We start from the raw sequence: 14,494 nt of genomic DNA, 5'->3' as shown, positions 1-14,494 counted from the left end.
CCCCTCCTCAGTCGACCCTGCGCTCCACCTGACCCCGGACGCGAACCGGCGGGGGCGGCCGCTCGGCCACCCCCGCCAGTCTGTGCAGTCCGAGCCGATCAGGCCGTGAACCGCGGGAACGCCGAGCGACCCGCGAACACCGCGGACTCGCCGAGCTCTTCTTCGATCCTCAGGAGCTGATTGTACTTCGCGACGCGCTCGCTGCGGGCGGGCGCGCCAGCCTTGATCTGACCCGCGTTCGTGGCGACCACGAGGTCGGCGATCGTCGTGTCTTCGGTCTCGCCGGAACGGTGCGAGAGCATGGCCGTGTAGCCCGAGCGGTGCGCGAGGCTGACCGCGTCGAACGTCTCGGTGAGCGTGCCGATCTGGTTGACCTTGACGAGCAGCGAGTTCGCGATGCCGCGGCTGATGCCCGTGGCGAGGCGCTCGGGGTTGGTGACGAAGAGGTCGTCGCCGACGAGCTGCACCTTCGTGCCGAGCGCGTCGGTGAGGGCCTTCCAGTTGTCCCAGTCGTCTTCGGCGAGGGCGTCTTCGATGGTGGCGATCGGGTAGTCGCGCACGAGGCCCTCGTAGTACTCGACGAGCTGGTCGGCAGACCAGTCCTTGTTCTCGAGACGGTAGACGCCGTCCTTGAAGAACTCGGTCGCCGCGACATCCAGACCCAGTGCGATGTCCTTGCCGGGCGTGAAGCCGGCCTTCTCGATCGCCTTCACCAGGAAGTCGAGGCCCTCGCGGTTGCTGGGCAGGTCGGGCGCGAAGCCGCCCTCGTCGCCGAGTCCGGTGGCGTAGCCCGCCGCCTTCAGCTCGCCCTTGAGGACGTGGTACGTCTCGACGCCCCAGCGCAGGGACTCGGAGTAGGACTCGGCACCGATCGGGGCGAGGAAGAACTCCTGCATGTCGATGCCGTTGTCGGCGTGCGAGCCGCCGTTGATGACGTTGAACAGCGGTACGGGCAGCACGTGCGCGTTGGGGCCGCCGAGGTAGCGGAACAGCGGCAGGTCGGCCGAGTCGGCCGCGGCCTTCGCGACCGCGAGGCTCACGCCGAGGATCGCGTTGGCGCCGAGCTTGGACTTGTTGGGGGTGCCGTCGGTCTCGATGAGCGTGGCGTCGACGAGACGCTGGTCGCTCGCATCGAGGTCTTCGATGGCCGGGCCGAGCTCGTCGAGCACGGCGTCGACGGCCTTCAGCACGCCCTTGCCGAAGTACCGATCCTGGTCGCCGTCGCGCAGCTCGTACGCCTCGAACGCGCCGGTCGAGGCGCCCGAGGGCACCGCCGCACGGGCGAGGGAGCCGTCGTCGAGCAGGACCTCGACCTCGACGGTCGGGTTGCCGCGAGAATCCAGGATCTCGCGTGCGCCTACAGCTTCGATGAATGCCACAGTGAACTCCTCTGTGATGGGTGTGTGCGGTGGACGACTCCGTCGTGATCCGCAGGCCAGTCTAGTGAGGCTCGCTCAGGCATGACGTTCCACGACGGATGCCGCGGGCTTCCGTCGCTCGTGCGATCGACCCGCGAACGGGCGAATCTGGTCGCGCGATGCGCCCGAATACCGCCCGAATCGCCCACTCGCGGTGTTCTGTGGAGAGATCTGACTTCCCGCAGCGCTCTCGGGCAGGGTGAGCGGATGCCGCGACGAACCCCTGATCCGCTTCCGCACGGTGCCGCGATCCGCACGAGCGACCACGCGAGGTTCGACACGACTCGTGCGCGGCTACGGGCGAGACAGGTGCAGCATCCGTTTCGAGGCGGCAGTGCGGTGGGACTCGACCTCGAGTCCGTCGTCGACCTTTGCCGTGCGTACGAGCCGCTGTTGCGCGAGGGCGAGGCGTTCAGCCATCAGACCGCCGCACTGTTGTTCGGCGCACCCCTCCCGCACCCCCTGAGCTCGCCTGGGCCACTGCACGTGGTCAGCCCCGACAAGACCCGGGCGCGCAGCGTCGGCGTGGTCGGTCACCGCTCCACGAACGGCGTGCACGTCGTCGAGCGTCTCGGTCTGCCCGTCGTCGCGCCCGAGACGGCCTGGCTGCAGCTCGCGCCGTCGATGTTGCGCGAGGATCTCACCGCCGTCGGTGACTTCCTCGTGACCGGACGACGTCACGGAGCGGCGCGCGAGGGCGCGCTGAGCACCGTCAGTATTCTCGCCTCGAAGCTCGAGCGGAATCGTGGATGCCGCGGCGCGAAGACCGCTCGGTGGGCGCTCGAACGGATCCGCGTCGGCGCCGCATCCCGCCCCGAGACGCTGCTCCGGCTCGCGATCGTGGCGGCCGGACTCCCCGAACCGTGCATCGGATGGCCGGTGGCCGTGGGGAACGGCCTCACGCTGCATCCGGACCTCGCGTATCCCGACCTTCGCATCGCGATCGAGTACGAGGGTGCCCGGCACCGCGACGCCGACCGGTGGGAGCGCGACATCGAGCGGCGCGAGCTCTTCGAGGATGAGGGGTGGCGGGTCATCCGGGTGACGCGTCACGCCCTGTTCGACGCTCCCGATGCACTCATCGCACGCATTCGACGCGCTCGGATCGCATCCGGCGCGCGGTGAGTGGGCGATTCTGGCTGCCCGACATCACCGAGGGCGCCAGAATCGCCCACTCGCGGACGCTGGATGGCCGTCAGGCGGTCAGGCGGTGAGGTCGCGGAAGCTCAGCGACGCGGCATCCGTCGTCTCGGGGGTCACGTTCGCGACGGCGTCGAAGCCGTCGGCGGTGACCCGCTCGAACAGGGCGCGCGCGTTCTTCACGCGGCGCTCGAAGCGCACGCGGGTTCCGGATGCCACGAGCTCGTGCTTGAGCTTCAGCAGCGTCGCAGGCTCGACGGCGGGGTCGTAGACCAGCACGACCGAGCGGGGGCGCCCCTCGTCGCGCACGGCGAGCAGGTCGACGATGCGCTCGAAGCCGATGGAGAACCCGCACGCGGGCACGTCTTGGCCGAGGAATCGGCCGATCATGCCGTCGTAGCGCCCACCGCCGCCGAGCGAGTAGCCGAAGTCGGGGTGCGCGATCTCGAAGATCGTGCCCGTGTAGTAGCCCATGCCACGCACGAGGGTGGGGTCGAACTCGATCCTCGCGTGCGGCATGGTCTCGCGCAGCGCGAGCAGGTCGGCGTACGCGTCGCGGTCGAGCCAGGTGGGCGGCGGCACCACGCCGTCGTACAGGTGCCAGTCGGCCGTGGTGAGTGCCTCGAGCTCGGCCGCGACATCCGCCCCGTCGTCGACGATGCCGAGGTCGCGGAGCTCGGACGCGACTCCCCCGGTGCCGATCTTGTCGAGCTTGTCGATCGTGATGAGGGCGCGCTCGCGCAGTTCGTCGGGCACGCCCCACGACGAGAGGATGCCGGCGAGCACCCGTCGGTCGTTCAGCCGGATCGTGCAGCCGCCGAGGCCGAGGGCATCGAGGGTCGCGACCGTCGCGGTGAGCAGTTCGAGCTCGGCGAGCGGTCCGGCCTCGCCGATGATGTCGATGTCGCACTGCACGAACTGGCGGTAGCGACCCTTCTGCGGGCGCTCTGCGCGCCACACGGGCGCGATCTGGATCGAGCGGAACACCGGGGGCAGCGCCGCCCGGTGCGTCGCGTAGAACCGCGCGAGGGGCACCGTCAGGTCGTAGCGCAGGCCGAGGTCGGCGAGCGAGAGAGCGTCTCCGGATGCCGCGGCCGCCGTCAGGTCGTCTGGCGTGATGCCGCGCTTCATCACCGCGAACGCGAGCTTCTCGTTGTCGCCGCCGAGCCCGGCGTGCAGTCGCGAGGCGTCCTCCATGACGGGTGTCTCGATCTCGTCGAACCCGTGCGACGAGTACACGCCGCGGATCACGCCGAGCGCGTGCTCGCGGCGGGCCTTCTCGGCGGGCAGGAAGTCGCGCATTCCGCGCGGAGGAGTGACGGATGCGGCCATGCCGACCATTCTTCCAGCACGGCGTGCGCGCCCTCGAATCGTGGCCCGCGAATCGGGGCGCCACGAATGGCGACGGCTCGAATCGCGACGGCCCGGGCGGGAGCGTCAGCCGGCTTCGGGGGCGACGGATGCCGCGGCGGCCGACTCGGCGTCGCGCACGTCCTGCTCGAACGTGCGCAGCGCGGCACGGAGCGCGCGTTCGGCGTCGAGTCCCTGCGACCGGGCCGAGGCCGCGAGCTCGAACAGCAGCCGACCGAGTTCGCCCTCGGTCGCGGGCGACACCGCGACATCCGGCGCTTCGACGTCGACGATCACGCCCGCCTTCTCGGCCTTGCCCAGCAGCTTCTGCGCGAGCGCGAGCGCGGGCATGCCGCGCGGCACGCCGTCGAGCACGCTCGTGCGGTGCGGCTTCTCCTCGGCCTTCAGGTCCTCCCAGAAGGCGACGACGTCGTCGGCCGTCTGCGCCTCGCGATCGCCGAACACGTGCGGATGCCGTGACACCATCTTCGCGGTCATGTGCCGCGCGACGTCGTCGATGTCGAACGCCTCGCCCTCGGTGTGCGCGGCGATGTCGGCGTGGAACAGCACCTGGTAGAGCACGTCGCCGAGCTCCTCGATCATCTCGGCGCGGTCGCCGGACTCGATGGCGTCGATGAGCTCCCAGCTCTCCTCGACGAGGTACTGCACGAGGCTCTCGTGGGTCTGGTCGGCGTCCCACGGGCATCCGCCGGGAGCCCGGAGCAGGGCGACCGTGGCGATGAGCTCGTCGAGTCCGGGATGCGGCGAGTCACCGGTCGCGGGTGTGTGCGTCATCCGTTCAGCCTAGGCATGCCCGCGCGCCGACGCGCCCGGCGGCTCGCGGCCCAGTGCTCGCGGCCCAGTGCTCGCGGCTCAGTGGCCGCGGCTCAGTGGCTCGCGGCGAGCGCGACGCCGACGGCGAGGAACAGCGAGCCGAACACGCGGTTGAGCACGGTCTGCCCGCGCGCCGACCTGGTCACCCGGCGGAACGATCGTGCGGCCACCGCGAAGAAGCCCCACATCACCGCGACATCGACGAGGACCACGGTCGCCGCCACGATGAGGTACTGCGGCAGCAGCGGCTCGCCGGGGCGGATGAACTGCGGCAGGAACGCGAGGAAGAAGACGATCGCCTTCGGGTTCAGCAGGTTCACGAGCAGGCCGCGGCGGAACAGCGACCACCCGGACTCGTCGGCCGGGGCGTCGGCGGCGGTCGCGACATCCGCCCCCTCGTCGCCCTCGACGGGCTTCGCGAGGAACTGCCGGATGCCGAGGTAGACGAGATACGCCGCGCCCGCGTACCGGATCGCGTCGAAGGCGAGCGGCGAGTTCGCCACGAGCACGCCGAGGCCCGCGGCCACGATCACGATGTGCACGACGAGCGCCGCCTGCTGCCCGAGGATGCCCCAGAAGGCGCGCCCGAGACCGACCTTCAACGCGTTGCCCATCGTGTTGATCGCGCCGGCGCCGGGGGTGAACGAGATGACCACGCTCGCCGCGAGCAACGCGACCCACACCGAGAACGACACCGGACGAGTGTACGCGCCGATAGGATTCCACGAGGAGTGCCGGGAAGTCTGGTCGGCCGGCGGGAGACCGCCGCAACCGTCCCGTCGACGCCAGCACACCGCCGCATCCGCGTCGCACTCATGATCGGAGTGCCCCATGAACATCCTCAGGTCCGAACGCTGGGCGGCCGTACTGCTGCTCATCGCCGCCGTGCTCGGGCTCGTGCTCGCCAACATGCCGTTCGGCTCGGCCCTCGTCGACGCGCTGGACGCGCACCTCGACCTGCCGTGGCTCGGGCTCGACCTCTCGGCCGGCCACTGGATCAGCGACGGGCTGCTCGCGGTGTTCTTCTTCATCGTGGCCGTGGAGCTCAAACGCGAACTCGTCATCGGCGAGCTGAACTCGCCGTCGAAGGCGCTGCTGCCGGCGATCGCGGCGCTCGGCGGCGTCATCGTGCCCGCGCTCATCTACGTGGCCTTCACCGCCGGCACCGACGTGGTGGACGGATGGCCGATCCCGACTGCGACCGACATCGCCTTCGCGCTGGGGGTGCTCGCCGTGTTCGGGCGGTTCATCCCGACCCGCGTGCGGGTGTTCCTCCTCGCGCTCGCGGTGCTCGACGACCTCATTGCGATCCTCATCATCGCGTTCTTCTTCACCGCCGACGCGAGCATGGCGTTCATCGGGCTCGGCGCGATCACGATCGCGTTGTTCGGCGCGGTCAGCCGCATGCTGAAGCCGCGATCGGCGTGGATCCTCTCGCGTCGACCGCAGTGGCCGATCATGGCGGTGCTCTGGGTGCTCGCCGCGCTCTCGTGGTACTTCATCTACCAGTCGGGCGTGCACGCGACGATCGCCGGCGTCGCGCTCGGCTTCGTCATGGCACGACGACCGGGGGGCCGCGCAGTGCACGGGCTCGAGCCGGTCTCGAACGGCGTCATCCTGCCGCTGTTCGCGCTCACGGCGGCGATGGTCCCGATTCCGCAGGTGGCCGTCAGCGACCTCTCCCCCGCGTTCTGGGGCATCGTCGTCGGCCTGCCCGTCGGCAAGATCGTCGGCATCCTGCTCGCCGGCGGCATCGGCATGCTCTTCGCGAGGCATCGAACGGGTGCCGCGCTGACCGTCGGCGACCTCGTCATGGTCGGCGCCCTCGGCGGCATCGGCTTCACGGTGTCGCTGCTCATGAACGAGCTCGCCTTCGCCGGAAACCCCGAGGTCGCCGACGAAGGCACCCTCGCCGTGCTGCTCGGCTCCGGCATCGCGATCGTGTTCGCGGGCATCGCCGTGACGGTCCGGTCGCGGCAGTACCGGGCCAAGGGCGCCCTCGGCGGACCCGGAGGGCCGTTCTCACGATGACCGACGACCGAGACGACCTGCCCGCCGCAGAGCCCGCTTCCCTGCACCTGCGGGCCGAACTCCACGAACGCCGGCTGACGGGCATCCGCAAGTTCATGCACACGACCCTGCTGCTCGCCGGCGAGGCCACCGGCGTCGGCGGCCCGTCGATCGCCGACCTGGTCGTCATGCGACGCGCGACCCGGAGCCCCGTCATCCGCACGAAGGCCGGGACCCTCGACGAGGCCGACGCGCTGCTGCGCACGATCAACGAGGACCTCGAACGGTTGAGCGTCGAGGAGTTCCTCGACGAGTGGGGTCACCTGCGGCCCTGAGCGGCAGGGATCGCCGGCTGCGCGACACGCTGCGCGAGCCGAGCGGATGCCGCCGACGCCCGCCCGGCTACGCGGCCCCGCCCGCTGCGGTCGGGCCGCCCGCGGCATCCGCCCGCTCGGGAAGCGGGAAGATCGCGGTGATGAGGTTCGACACCCATTCGATGAGATCGGCGTCGGCGGGCATCTCGCCGCCGCGCACGGGGAACGGCACCAGGATCACGTCGCTCGCCGTGACGAGCTTCGCGCCCGGGTACATGCGCTCGAGGCGCACGCGACGCGAGTCGGGGATGTTCGCCGGCGCGATGCGGAGCTTGGTGCCCGTGGCGATGACATCGGAGAGCCCGGCGAACTGCGCCAGGCGGCGGAGCTTCGACACGGCGATGAGGTTCTGCACGGCCTCGGGCGGCGCGCCGTAGCGGTCGACGAGCTCGTCGAGCACTTGGCCGATCTGCTCGTCTTTCGCGGCCGGGCCGCTCGCCGCCGAGAGCTTCTGGTAGGCCTCGAGGCGCAGGCGCTCGGAGTCGACGTAGTCCTCGGGGATGTGCGCGTCGATGGGCAGCTCGAGCCGCAACTCGGTCTGCCCCTCGGCCACGTCGCCGCGGAACGTCGAGACGGCCTCGCCGATCATGCGCAGGTAGAGGTCGAAGCCGACGCCGGCGATGTGCCCGGCCTGCTCGCCGCCGAGCAGGTTGCCGGCACCGCGGATCTCGAGGTCCTTCAGCGCCACCTGCATGCCTGAACCGAGGTCGTTGTTGGCCGCGATCGTCGAGAGCCGGTCGTGCGCGGTCTCGCTGAGCGGCTTCGCCGGGTCCCAGAGGAAGTAGGCGTAGGCGCGCTCGCGGCCACGGCCGACCCGGCCGCGCAGCTGGTGCAGCTGGCTGAGGCCGTACTTGTCGGCGCGGTCGATGATGATCGTGTTGGCGTTGGAGATGTCGAGTCCGGTCTCGATGATCGTCGTCGAGACGAGCACGTCGAACTTGCGCTCCCAGAAGTCGACGACGATCTGCTCGAGCACGTGCTCGTTGAGCTGGCCGTGGGCGACCGCGATGCGCGCCTCCGGCACGAGCTCGGCGAGCTGGGCCGCGACCCGGTTGATCGATGACACGCGGTTGTGCACGAAGAAGATCTGGCCCTCGCGGAGCATCTCGCGACGGATGGCCGCGGCGACCTGCTGCTCGGAGTACGGGCCGACGAACGTGAGGATCGGGTGCCGGTCTTCGGGCGGGGTCGCGAGCGTGGACATCTCGCGGATGCCGGTGACCGCCATCTCGAGCGACCGCGGGATCGGGGTGGCGCTCATCGCGAGGATGTCGACGTTGGTCTTGAGCTTCTTCAGCGCGTCCTTGTGCTCGACGCCGAATCGCTGTTCCTCGTCGATGATGACGAGCCCGACGTCTTTGAACCGCACCTTCTCGGTGAGGATGCGGTGCGTGCCGATGACCATGTCGACCGTGCCGTCGCCGAGCCCGGCGATGGTCTCGCGGGCCTCCTTGTCGGTCTGGAACCGGCTGAGGGCGCGCACGTGCACGGGGAACCCGGCGAAGCGCTCGGTGAAGGTCTCGAGGTGCTGCTTGACGAGGAGCGTCGTCGGCACGAGCATCGCGACCTGCTTGCCGTCTTGGATGGCCTTGAATGCGGCTCGAACGGCGACCTCGGTCTTGCCGAAGCCGACGTCGCCGGCGAGGAGGCGGTCCATGGGGATCGGCCGCTCCATGTCGGCCTTGATCTCGTCGATCGTCTGCACCTGGTCTGGCGTCTCGGTGAACGGGAACGCCTCTTCGAGCTCGTGCTGCCACGGGGTGTCGGGCCCGAACGCGTGCCCCTTCGCCGCCATGCGGGCCGAGTAGAGCTTCACGAGTTCGACGGCGATGTCGCGCACCGCCTTGCGCGCGCGACCCTTGGCCTGCGCCCAGTCGCTGCCGCCCATCTTCGAGAGGGTGGGCGCCTCGCCGCCGACGTAGCGCGAGAGCAGGTCGAGCTGGTCGGTCGGCACGAAGAGCCGGTCTCCGGCCTGCCCGCGCTTGGAGGCCGCGTACTCGAGCACGAGGTACTCGCGCACGGCCTTCGGCTGCTGGGCGATGCCGGCCGTTCGGCTCGGACCGGTGGGCCGGCTGCCGGTCGCGACCTCGCGCTGCACCATCTCGACGAAGCGGCCGATGCCGTGCGTCTGGTGCACGACGAAGTCGCCGGTCTTCAGCTGCAGCGGGTCGACGACGTTGCGGCGGCGCGGCGCGAGCTTGACCCCGCGCCGGGTCTCGTAGCCCGCGGCGCGCCCGTAGAACTCCGCCTCGGAGAGGAGGCCGAGCTTCGCCTCCGGCACCTCGAAGCCGTGCGCCGCCCCGGCCCTCACGAGGTAGGCGACGCCCGGCTCGAGGTCGGCCGGCATCTGCTCGACGACCCGCGCGGCGAGCCCCGCCTCGGCGAGCACGTCGCGTGCGCGTTCGACGAGCCCCTGGCCCTCGGATGCCACGACGAGGCTCCAGCCGTCGCGCAGCCGCCCTGCGGCGTGCTCGACCGCGCCGGCGACGTTGCCCGCGAAGCTCGGCATCGCATCGGCGGCGACGCGCACGTACTCGGAGGAGACGAGCGACGCGGACGCTGCCGCCGCGCCGCCGGCCGATGCCGCGACGACCTCCGCCGCGTCGCCCATGTCGAAGTTCGAGAAGGTCCACCAGGCGCGCTTCGGATCGGGCTCGCCCGGCGCGCTGAACAGCACGGCCTCGCGGAACTCGCGCACCGTGAGGAAGTCGCCAGAGGCGAGGTCGATCGGCGCGTCGGCACCGGCCGTGGCCGCGCTCCACGCGGCGCCGAGGAACTCCTGGTTCGTCTCGGCGAGGCTCACCGCCCGCCCGGAGACGCGCTCGGGGTGGATCACCGCGACGGCCGAGCCGACGGGCAGGTAGTGCGCGAGCGGCACGAGCCGTTCGAGCAGCGCGGGCGCGAGGGACTCCATGCCCTCGACCGGGATGCCCTCTGCGACCTTCTCGAGCAGCCCGGCGAGGCTCGGGAACTCGAGCACCATCTCGCGGGCGCGCTGGCGCACGGGCGGCGTGAGCAGCAGCTCGCGGCTCGGCGCGAGCACGACCCGATCGACGACCTCGGGCAGCGATCGCTGGTCGGCGACCGAGAACGCGCGCAGCTCTTCGACCTCGTCGCCGAAGAACTCGACGCGCACCGGGTGGTCGGCGGTCGGGGGGAACACGTCGAGGATGCCGCCGCGGAGCGCGAACTCGCCGCGCCTGGCGACCATGTCGACCCGCGCGTAGGCGAGGTCGACGAGCGTTCGCGAGATCTCGGACAGGTCGTAGCCGCGGCCGCCGGGCACGAGCTCGACGGGTGCGTGCGCCGTGAGGTTGTCGGCGAGGGGCTGCAGCGCGGCGCGCACCGACGCGACCACGACGAGCGGATGCCGCTCGCCGGCGTCGTGCCAGTCGCGCATGCGTCGCAGGGCGTGCAGCCTGCGGCCGACGGTCTCGGCCGACGGGCTCAGTCGCTCGTGCGGCAGGGTCTCCCATGCGGGGAACTCGAGCACCTCGGCGTCTGGCAGGTACGGCGTGATCGAGGTGCGCACCTGCTCTCCCTCGCGACTGGTCGCGGTGATGACGAGCAGCGCGGGCGGGAGCCCGGCCTCGGCACGGCGCTGCAGCAGGCCCGCGAGCAGCGGTGCGTCGAGGCCGTCGGGTGCGGAGAAATCGGCGCTCCGCAGGGCTTCGCCCAGCGCGCGGTCGATGGTGGAGGCGCGCGAAAGCGCCGTGTTCAAGCCCTGCAGGATCACCATGCGAGTCTACGCGCGGCCTCGGACACGGCCGCCGGTCGCCCCTGCCGCGCCACGGCGCCCGCCATGGGCGGGTCGGCGTCGTCGGCGCCGCCCGATACGATGGGCGCCGCACCGAACCCCTTGGAGGAACCCCCGTGATCACTGCCGCCGCCGACGGATCCGCCCTCGGAAACCCCGGCCCGGCCGGGTGGGCCTGGTACGTCGACGACGACCGCTGGGGCGCCGGCGGCTGGAAGCACGCGACGAACAACCAGGGCGAGCTGAAGGCCGTGCTCGAACTGTTCCGCGCGACCGCCCACCTCGACGACGAGCTCCTCGTGCTCTGCGACAGCCAGTACGTCATCAACTGCATCACGAAGTGGATGCCGGGATGGAAGCGCAAGGGCTGGCGCAAGGCCGACGGCAAGCCCGTGCTGAACGTCGAGCTGCTGAAGGAGCTCGACGACGAGCTCGCAGGGCGTCGCTACCGCTTCGAGTGGGTGAAGGGCCATGTCGGCCACCCCATGAACGAGGCCGCCGACGTGCGGGCGCGTGCGGTCGCCGAGTCCTACCGCAGCGGCGGGCCGGTTCCTTCGGGTCCGGGGTGGCGCGATGAGATCAGCGGGGCGGCGACGCGCGGTGCCGACGCGACGACGGATGCCGCGGCATCCGTCGACCCGATCGACGAGGTCGAACTCGAGCTCGCCGCGGCATCCGTCATCGACGCATCCGTGCCGGCCGACCCGAACCCGGGGGCCGACGACGACACCCTGTTCTCGTTCGATGAGGCGCCTGACGCGTGGCACCAGCTCACGGTCGAGCTCTCGACCGAGGAGCACGACCGGCTGCTGCAGCTCGCTCGAGCGGCCGGCGTCGCGCCGGAGGAGTACCTCCGCGGGCTCATCTGAGCCGAGGGCGCACCGCTCAGGCGGGCGAGTGGAACTTCTGCTGCGCCGCCACGAGTCCGACGTCGGCGATGGCCTCGACGGCGTCTGCGGCATCCGAGATCAGGTTCGCGAGGGTCGCGCGTTCGGTGCCCGAGAAGTCCTTCAGCACGTAGTCGGCCGCGTCCTGCCGGCCGGGCGGGCGCCCGACGCCGACCCGCACGCGCGTGAAGTCGGCGTTGCCGGTGGCCTTCAGGATGTCGCGCAGGCCGTTGTGGCCGCCGTGGCCGCCGCCGGCCTTCAGGCGCACGGTGTCGAAGGGGATGTCGAGCTCGTCGTGCACGACGATGAGCCGGTCTGGCTCGAGGCCGTAGAACTTCAGGAGCGCCGAGACGGGCCCGCCAGAGGTGTTCATGAAGCCGTTCGACTTCGCGAGCACGAGCTTCGGCCCGCCGGGTCGCAGGAACCCCTCGGCCACGCGCGACGGCGTCTTGTGGGTCTTGAAGCTCGCGCCGATGCGGCTCGCGAGCTCGTCGACGACCATCTGCCCGACGTTGTGCCGGTTGCCGGCGTACTGGGCTCCGGGGTTGCCGAGGCCCACGACGAGCCAGGTGTTCGCGGCCACGGTGGGGTCTTCCTTCCGGCGGAGGCGGAACAGGTCGGTCAGACCCATGCGATCGTCTCCGTTCGTTGCGGTGTCGGTGCGTGCGCGTCGCCGTCGTGCCGGTGCACGGCGGCTGGGCTGCACGGGGCGGGACGGGAACGGGCCCGCGGCCCGCATCCGAGCGTACCCGGATGCGATGCCGCAGGCCCGATCGGCGTGCGTGCGCTGAGACTACTCGGCGGCAGCCTCGTCGGCGGGAGCCTCGGCGGCCTCGGCCTCAGCGGCCTCGGCTTCGGCGGCCTCTTCGCCGAGGTCGGCCTTCTGCGGGGTGTTCACGACGACGATGAGCGCTTCGGCATCGGTGATGAGCGAGGCGCCCTTGGGCAGCTCGACGTCCTTGGCGTGGATCTGCGAGCCCTCTTCGAGGCCCTCGACCGAGACGACGACGCTCTCGGGGATGTGGGTCGCCTCGACCTCGAGCAGCAGCGTGTGCGACTCGAGGGCGGCGATGGTGCCGGCAGCGGTCTCGCCCTCGACGTGCACGGGGATCTCGACCTGGACCTTCTCGCCCTTCTTGATGACGATGAGGTCCATGTGCTCGATGATCTGGTGCACGGGGTCCTTCTGGACGTCCTTGACGAGCACGAGCTGGCTCTTGCCCTCGATCTGGAGGTCGAGCACGGCGTTCGCCTTGCGGATGAGCAGCGCGACCTGGTGGCCGGGCAGCGTGACGTGCTGGGGGTCGGTGCCGTGGCCGTAGATCACGGCGGGGATCTTGCCCACGGCGCGGATCTTGCGGGCGGCGCCCTTGCCGAACGATTCGCGGATGTCCGCGACGACCTTGTTGTCTTCAGCCATGGTTCTTCTCCTTGCGGGCTCACTCGGCCCAGATCGTGTGTCTGATGTCTTCAACTCGAACGCGCGGCATGCAAGATGCGCGGATGCGTGAGGAATGAGCCGTTGAGCCTGCTCCCACCGCGTCGATCACGGATGTCGTTCGCCGCCCGCTCTCGCGGGTGGCACGGCATCCCTCGCCGAAGTTCAATGGGAGAGTCTACCCGATGTCGTCGCCGGCTGATTCGCCGGCTTCTCCGGCCGATTCGTCCCGGCCCTGATGGTCGCTGAAGTCGAGCAGCACCTTCGAGGAGACGGATGCGTCGGCCGCGACGCCGAAGGCCTCGGGCGCACGATCGGCCGGCAGCACGTGCGTGACGACGCCCGACACGTCGAGGCTGCCGTCGGCCAGGGCCGCGATCACGTCGTCGAACTCGTCGGCGAACCGGAACGAGCCGACGATCGTGAGTTCGCGCGTGATCGCGGTGGCCACGGCGGCGGGCACGTCGCCGGCGCGCTGGAGCCCGAGCAGCACGACGGTGCCGCCCCGACGGGCGGCCTCGATCGCGCTCGCGAGGCCGGGCACGGTGCCACTGGACTCGACGACGACGTCGGCGTGCAGCGCGGCGATCGCCGCGGCATCCGTCGCCGCGAGGGTCGTCGCGCCGTGCTGCTCGGCGATGCGCCGCGGCAGTGCGTGCAGGTCGGTCGCGAAGACCTCGGCCGCGCCGTGGTGGCGCGCGACCGCGACGACGAGCTGGCCGATGGGGCCGGCGCCGATGACGAGCACCCGCTTGCCGCGAACGTCGCCGGCCCGTTCGAGCCCGTGCCAGGCGACGGCGGCCGGTTCGGCGAGCGCGGCGACCTCGAGCGGCAGCGTTTCGGGCACGGCGTGCAGCAGGCGGGTGGGCAGCGCGACGCGCCTGGCGAATCCGCCCTGCGTGTGCGGCAGGTGCAGCGCCGAGCCCAGGTAGCTCGACGCGGGCGCGAGGTTCGGGCGGTCGGCGGGCCACGGCGTGATGCCGTCGCCATGGGGGGTGAGCGGGTGCACGGCGACGCGGGTGCCGGCCGAGGGTCCGCTGCCGTCGGCGGCGGCCGCGACGACGGTGCCCGAGATCTCGTGCCCGAGCACCATGGGCTCGCGCAGCACCGAGGCGCCCGCGGCGCCGTGCCGCCAGTAGTGCAGGTCGGAGCCGCACACGCCGCCGAAGGCGATCTCGAGCACCGCCTCGTCGGGAACGGGCGAGGGTTCTGGCAGCGCTTCGACGCGCAGGTCGTCGGCCGCGTGGGCGACGACGCCGAGGTTCGGCATGGGGTCCTCCGGAGAA

The 14,494-nt window shown here is 71.2% G+C and carries 12 protein-coding genes; 4 read left to right on the top strand and 8 right to left on the bottom strand.

Going from position 1 to position 14,494, the window contains the following annotated elements; translation table 11 throughout:
- Nucleotides 1–98: 98 nt before the first annotated feature.
- Entirely contained in the window at nucleotides 99–1,379 is a 1,281-nt protein-coding gene (gene eno, locus ASE68_RS06795) for a phosphopyruvate hydratase (protein WP_055856580.1), read from the bottom strand.
- Between the two features lie 378 nt (nucleotides 1,380–1,757).
- Between eno and ASE68_RS06790 the strand changes: the two genes are divergently transcribed.
- The gene (locus tag ASE68_RS06790) at nucleotides 1,758–2,543 is read left to right on the top strand and encodes an endonuclease domain-containing protein (RefSeq protein ID WP_055856578.1); all 786 of its coding nucleotides are present in this window, start codon (nucleotides 1,758–1,760) and stop codon (nucleotides 2,541–2,543) included.
- Nucleotides 2,544–2,621: 78 nt separating this feature from the next.
- On the opposite strand, the gene hisS is transcribed toward ASE68_RS06790, so the two are convergent.
- The 3 genes from hisS to ASE68_RS06775 all read right to left on the bottom strand — a co-directional run bounded on the left by hisS (nucleotide 2,622) and on the right by ASE68_RS06775 (nucleotide 5,437).
- Nucleotides 2,622–3,890, bottom strand: a complete 1,269-nt coding sequence (gene hisS, locus ASE68_RS06785; RefSeq protein WP_055860873.1) for a histidine--tRNA ligase — start codon at nucleotides 3,888–3,890, stop codon at nucleotides 2,622–2,624.
- A 105-nt stretch (nucleotides 3,891–3,995) separates the two neighbouring features.
- Nucleotides 3,996–4,703, bottom strand: coding sequence for a YabN family protein (locus ASE68_RS06780; protein WP_055856575.1), 708 nt, complete (start codon nucleotides 4,701–4,703; stop codon nucleotides 3,996–3,998).
- A gap of 92 nt (nucleotides 4,704–4,795) precedes the next feature.
- Nucleotides 4,796–5,437 (bottom strand): LysE family transporter, encoded by a 642-nt coding sequence (locus ASE68_RS06775; protein WP_055856572.1) that lies wholly within the window; start codon nucleotides 5,435–5,437, stop codon nucleotides 4,796–4,798.
- Between the two features lie 136 nt (nucleotides 5,438–5,573).
- On the opposite strand from ASE68_RS06775, the gene ASE68_RS06770 reads away from it, so the two are divergent.
- Nucleotides 5,574–6,773, top strand: coding sequence for a Na+/H+ antiporter NhaA (locus ASE68_RS06770; protein ID WP_055856569.1), 1,200 nt, complete (start codon nucleotides 5,574–5,576; stop codon nucleotides 6,771–6,773).
- A complete protein-coding gene (locus tag ASE68_RS06765; RefSeq protein ID WP_055856566.1) occupies nucleotides 6,770–7,087 on the top strand; it encodes a hypothetical protein in 318 nt (105 codons plus the stop codon). Before ASE68_RS06770 ends, ASE68_RS06765 begins: the two co-directional genes overlap by 4 nt.
- A 67-nt stretch (nucleotides 7,088–7,154) precedes the next feature.
- Here the strand turns inward: ASE68_RS06765 and mfd are convergent, their stop codons facing one another.
- Nucleotides 7,155–10,862: a transcription-repair coupling factor gene (mfd, locus tag ASE68_RS06760; RefSeq protein ID WP_055860871.1), complete on the bottom strand. Its 3,708-nt coding sequence runs from the start codon at nucleotides 10,860–10,862 to the stop codon at nucleotides 7,155–7,157.
- A 137-nt stretch (nucleotides 10,863–10,999) separates the two neighbouring features.
- Between mfd and ASE68_RS20880 the strand changes: the two genes are divergently transcribed.
- Entirely contained in the window at nucleotides 11,000–11,752 is a 753-nt protein-coding gene (locus ASE68_RS20880; RefSeq protein WP_055856564.1) for a ribonuclease H, read from the top strand.
- Between the two features lie 16 nt (nucleotides 11,753–11,768).
- Here the strand turns inward: ASE68_RS20880 and pth are convergent, their stop codons facing one another.
- The 3 genes from pth to ASE68_RS06740 form a co-directional block, all read right to left on the bottom strand.
- Nucleotides 11,769–12,401, bottom strand: coding sequence for an aminoacyl-tRNA hydrolase (gene pth, locus ASE68_RS06750; RefSeq protein ID WP_055856561.1), 633 nt, complete (start codon nucleotides 12,399–12,401; stop codon nucleotides 11,769–11,771).
- A gap of 162 nt (nucleotides 12,402–12,563) precedes the next feature.
- Nucleotides 12,564–13,190, bottom strand: a complete 627-nt coding sequence (locus tag ASE68_RS06745) for a 50S ribosomal protein L25/general stress protein Ctc (protein WP_055856558.1) — start codon at nucleotides 13,188–13,190, stop codon at nucleotides 12,564–12,566.
- A gap of 196 nt (nucleotides 13,191–13,386) precedes the next feature.
- Nucleotides 13,387–14,478: a zinc-binding dehydrogenase gene (locus ASE68_RS06740; protein WP_055856555.1), complete on the bottom strand. Its 1,092-nt coding sequence runs from the start codon at nucleotides 14,476–14,478 to the stop codon at nucleotides 13,387–13,389.
- Nucleotides 14,479–14,494 lie beyond the last annotated feature (16 nt).

It is taken from the genome of Agromyces sp. Leaf222, from assembly GCF_001421565.1.
Classification (GTDB): Bacteria; Actinomycetota; Actinomycetes; order Actinomycetales; family Microbacteriaceae; genus Agromyces.
This window is presented reverse-complemented; position numbering and strand designations above follow the sequence as displayed.

Bases quoted from the DNA above. Each gene is read 5' to 3' on its own strand.
- ASE68_RS06765 (WP_055856566.1), top strand. From the start codon at position 6,770: ATGACCGACGACCGAGACGACCTGCCCGCCGCAGAGCCCGCTTCCCTG.
- ASE68_RS06780 (WP_055856575.1), bottom strand. From the start codon at position 4,703: ATGACGCACACACCCGCGACCGGTGACTCGCCGCATCCCGGACTCGAC.
- hisS (WP_055860873.1), bottom strand. From the start codon at position 3,890: ATGGCCGCATCCGTCACTCCTCCGCGCGGAATGCGCGACTTCCTGCCC.
- ASE68_RS06745 (WP_055856558.1), bottom strand. From the start codon at position 13,190: ATGGCTGAAGACAACAAGGTCGTCGCGGACATCCGCGAATCGTTCGGC.
- ASE68_RS06740 (WP_055856555.1), bottom strand. From the start codon at position 14,478: ATGCCGAACCTCGGCGTCGTCGCCCACGCGGCCGACGACCTGCGCGTC.
- ASE68_RS06770 (WP_055856569.1), top strand. From the start codon at position 5,574: ATGAACATCCTCAGGTCCGAACGCTGGGCGGCCGTACTGCTGCTCATC.
- pth (WP_055856561.1), bottom strand. From the start codon at position 12,401: ATGGGTCTGACCGACCTGTTCCGCCTCCGCCGGAAGGAAGACCCCACC.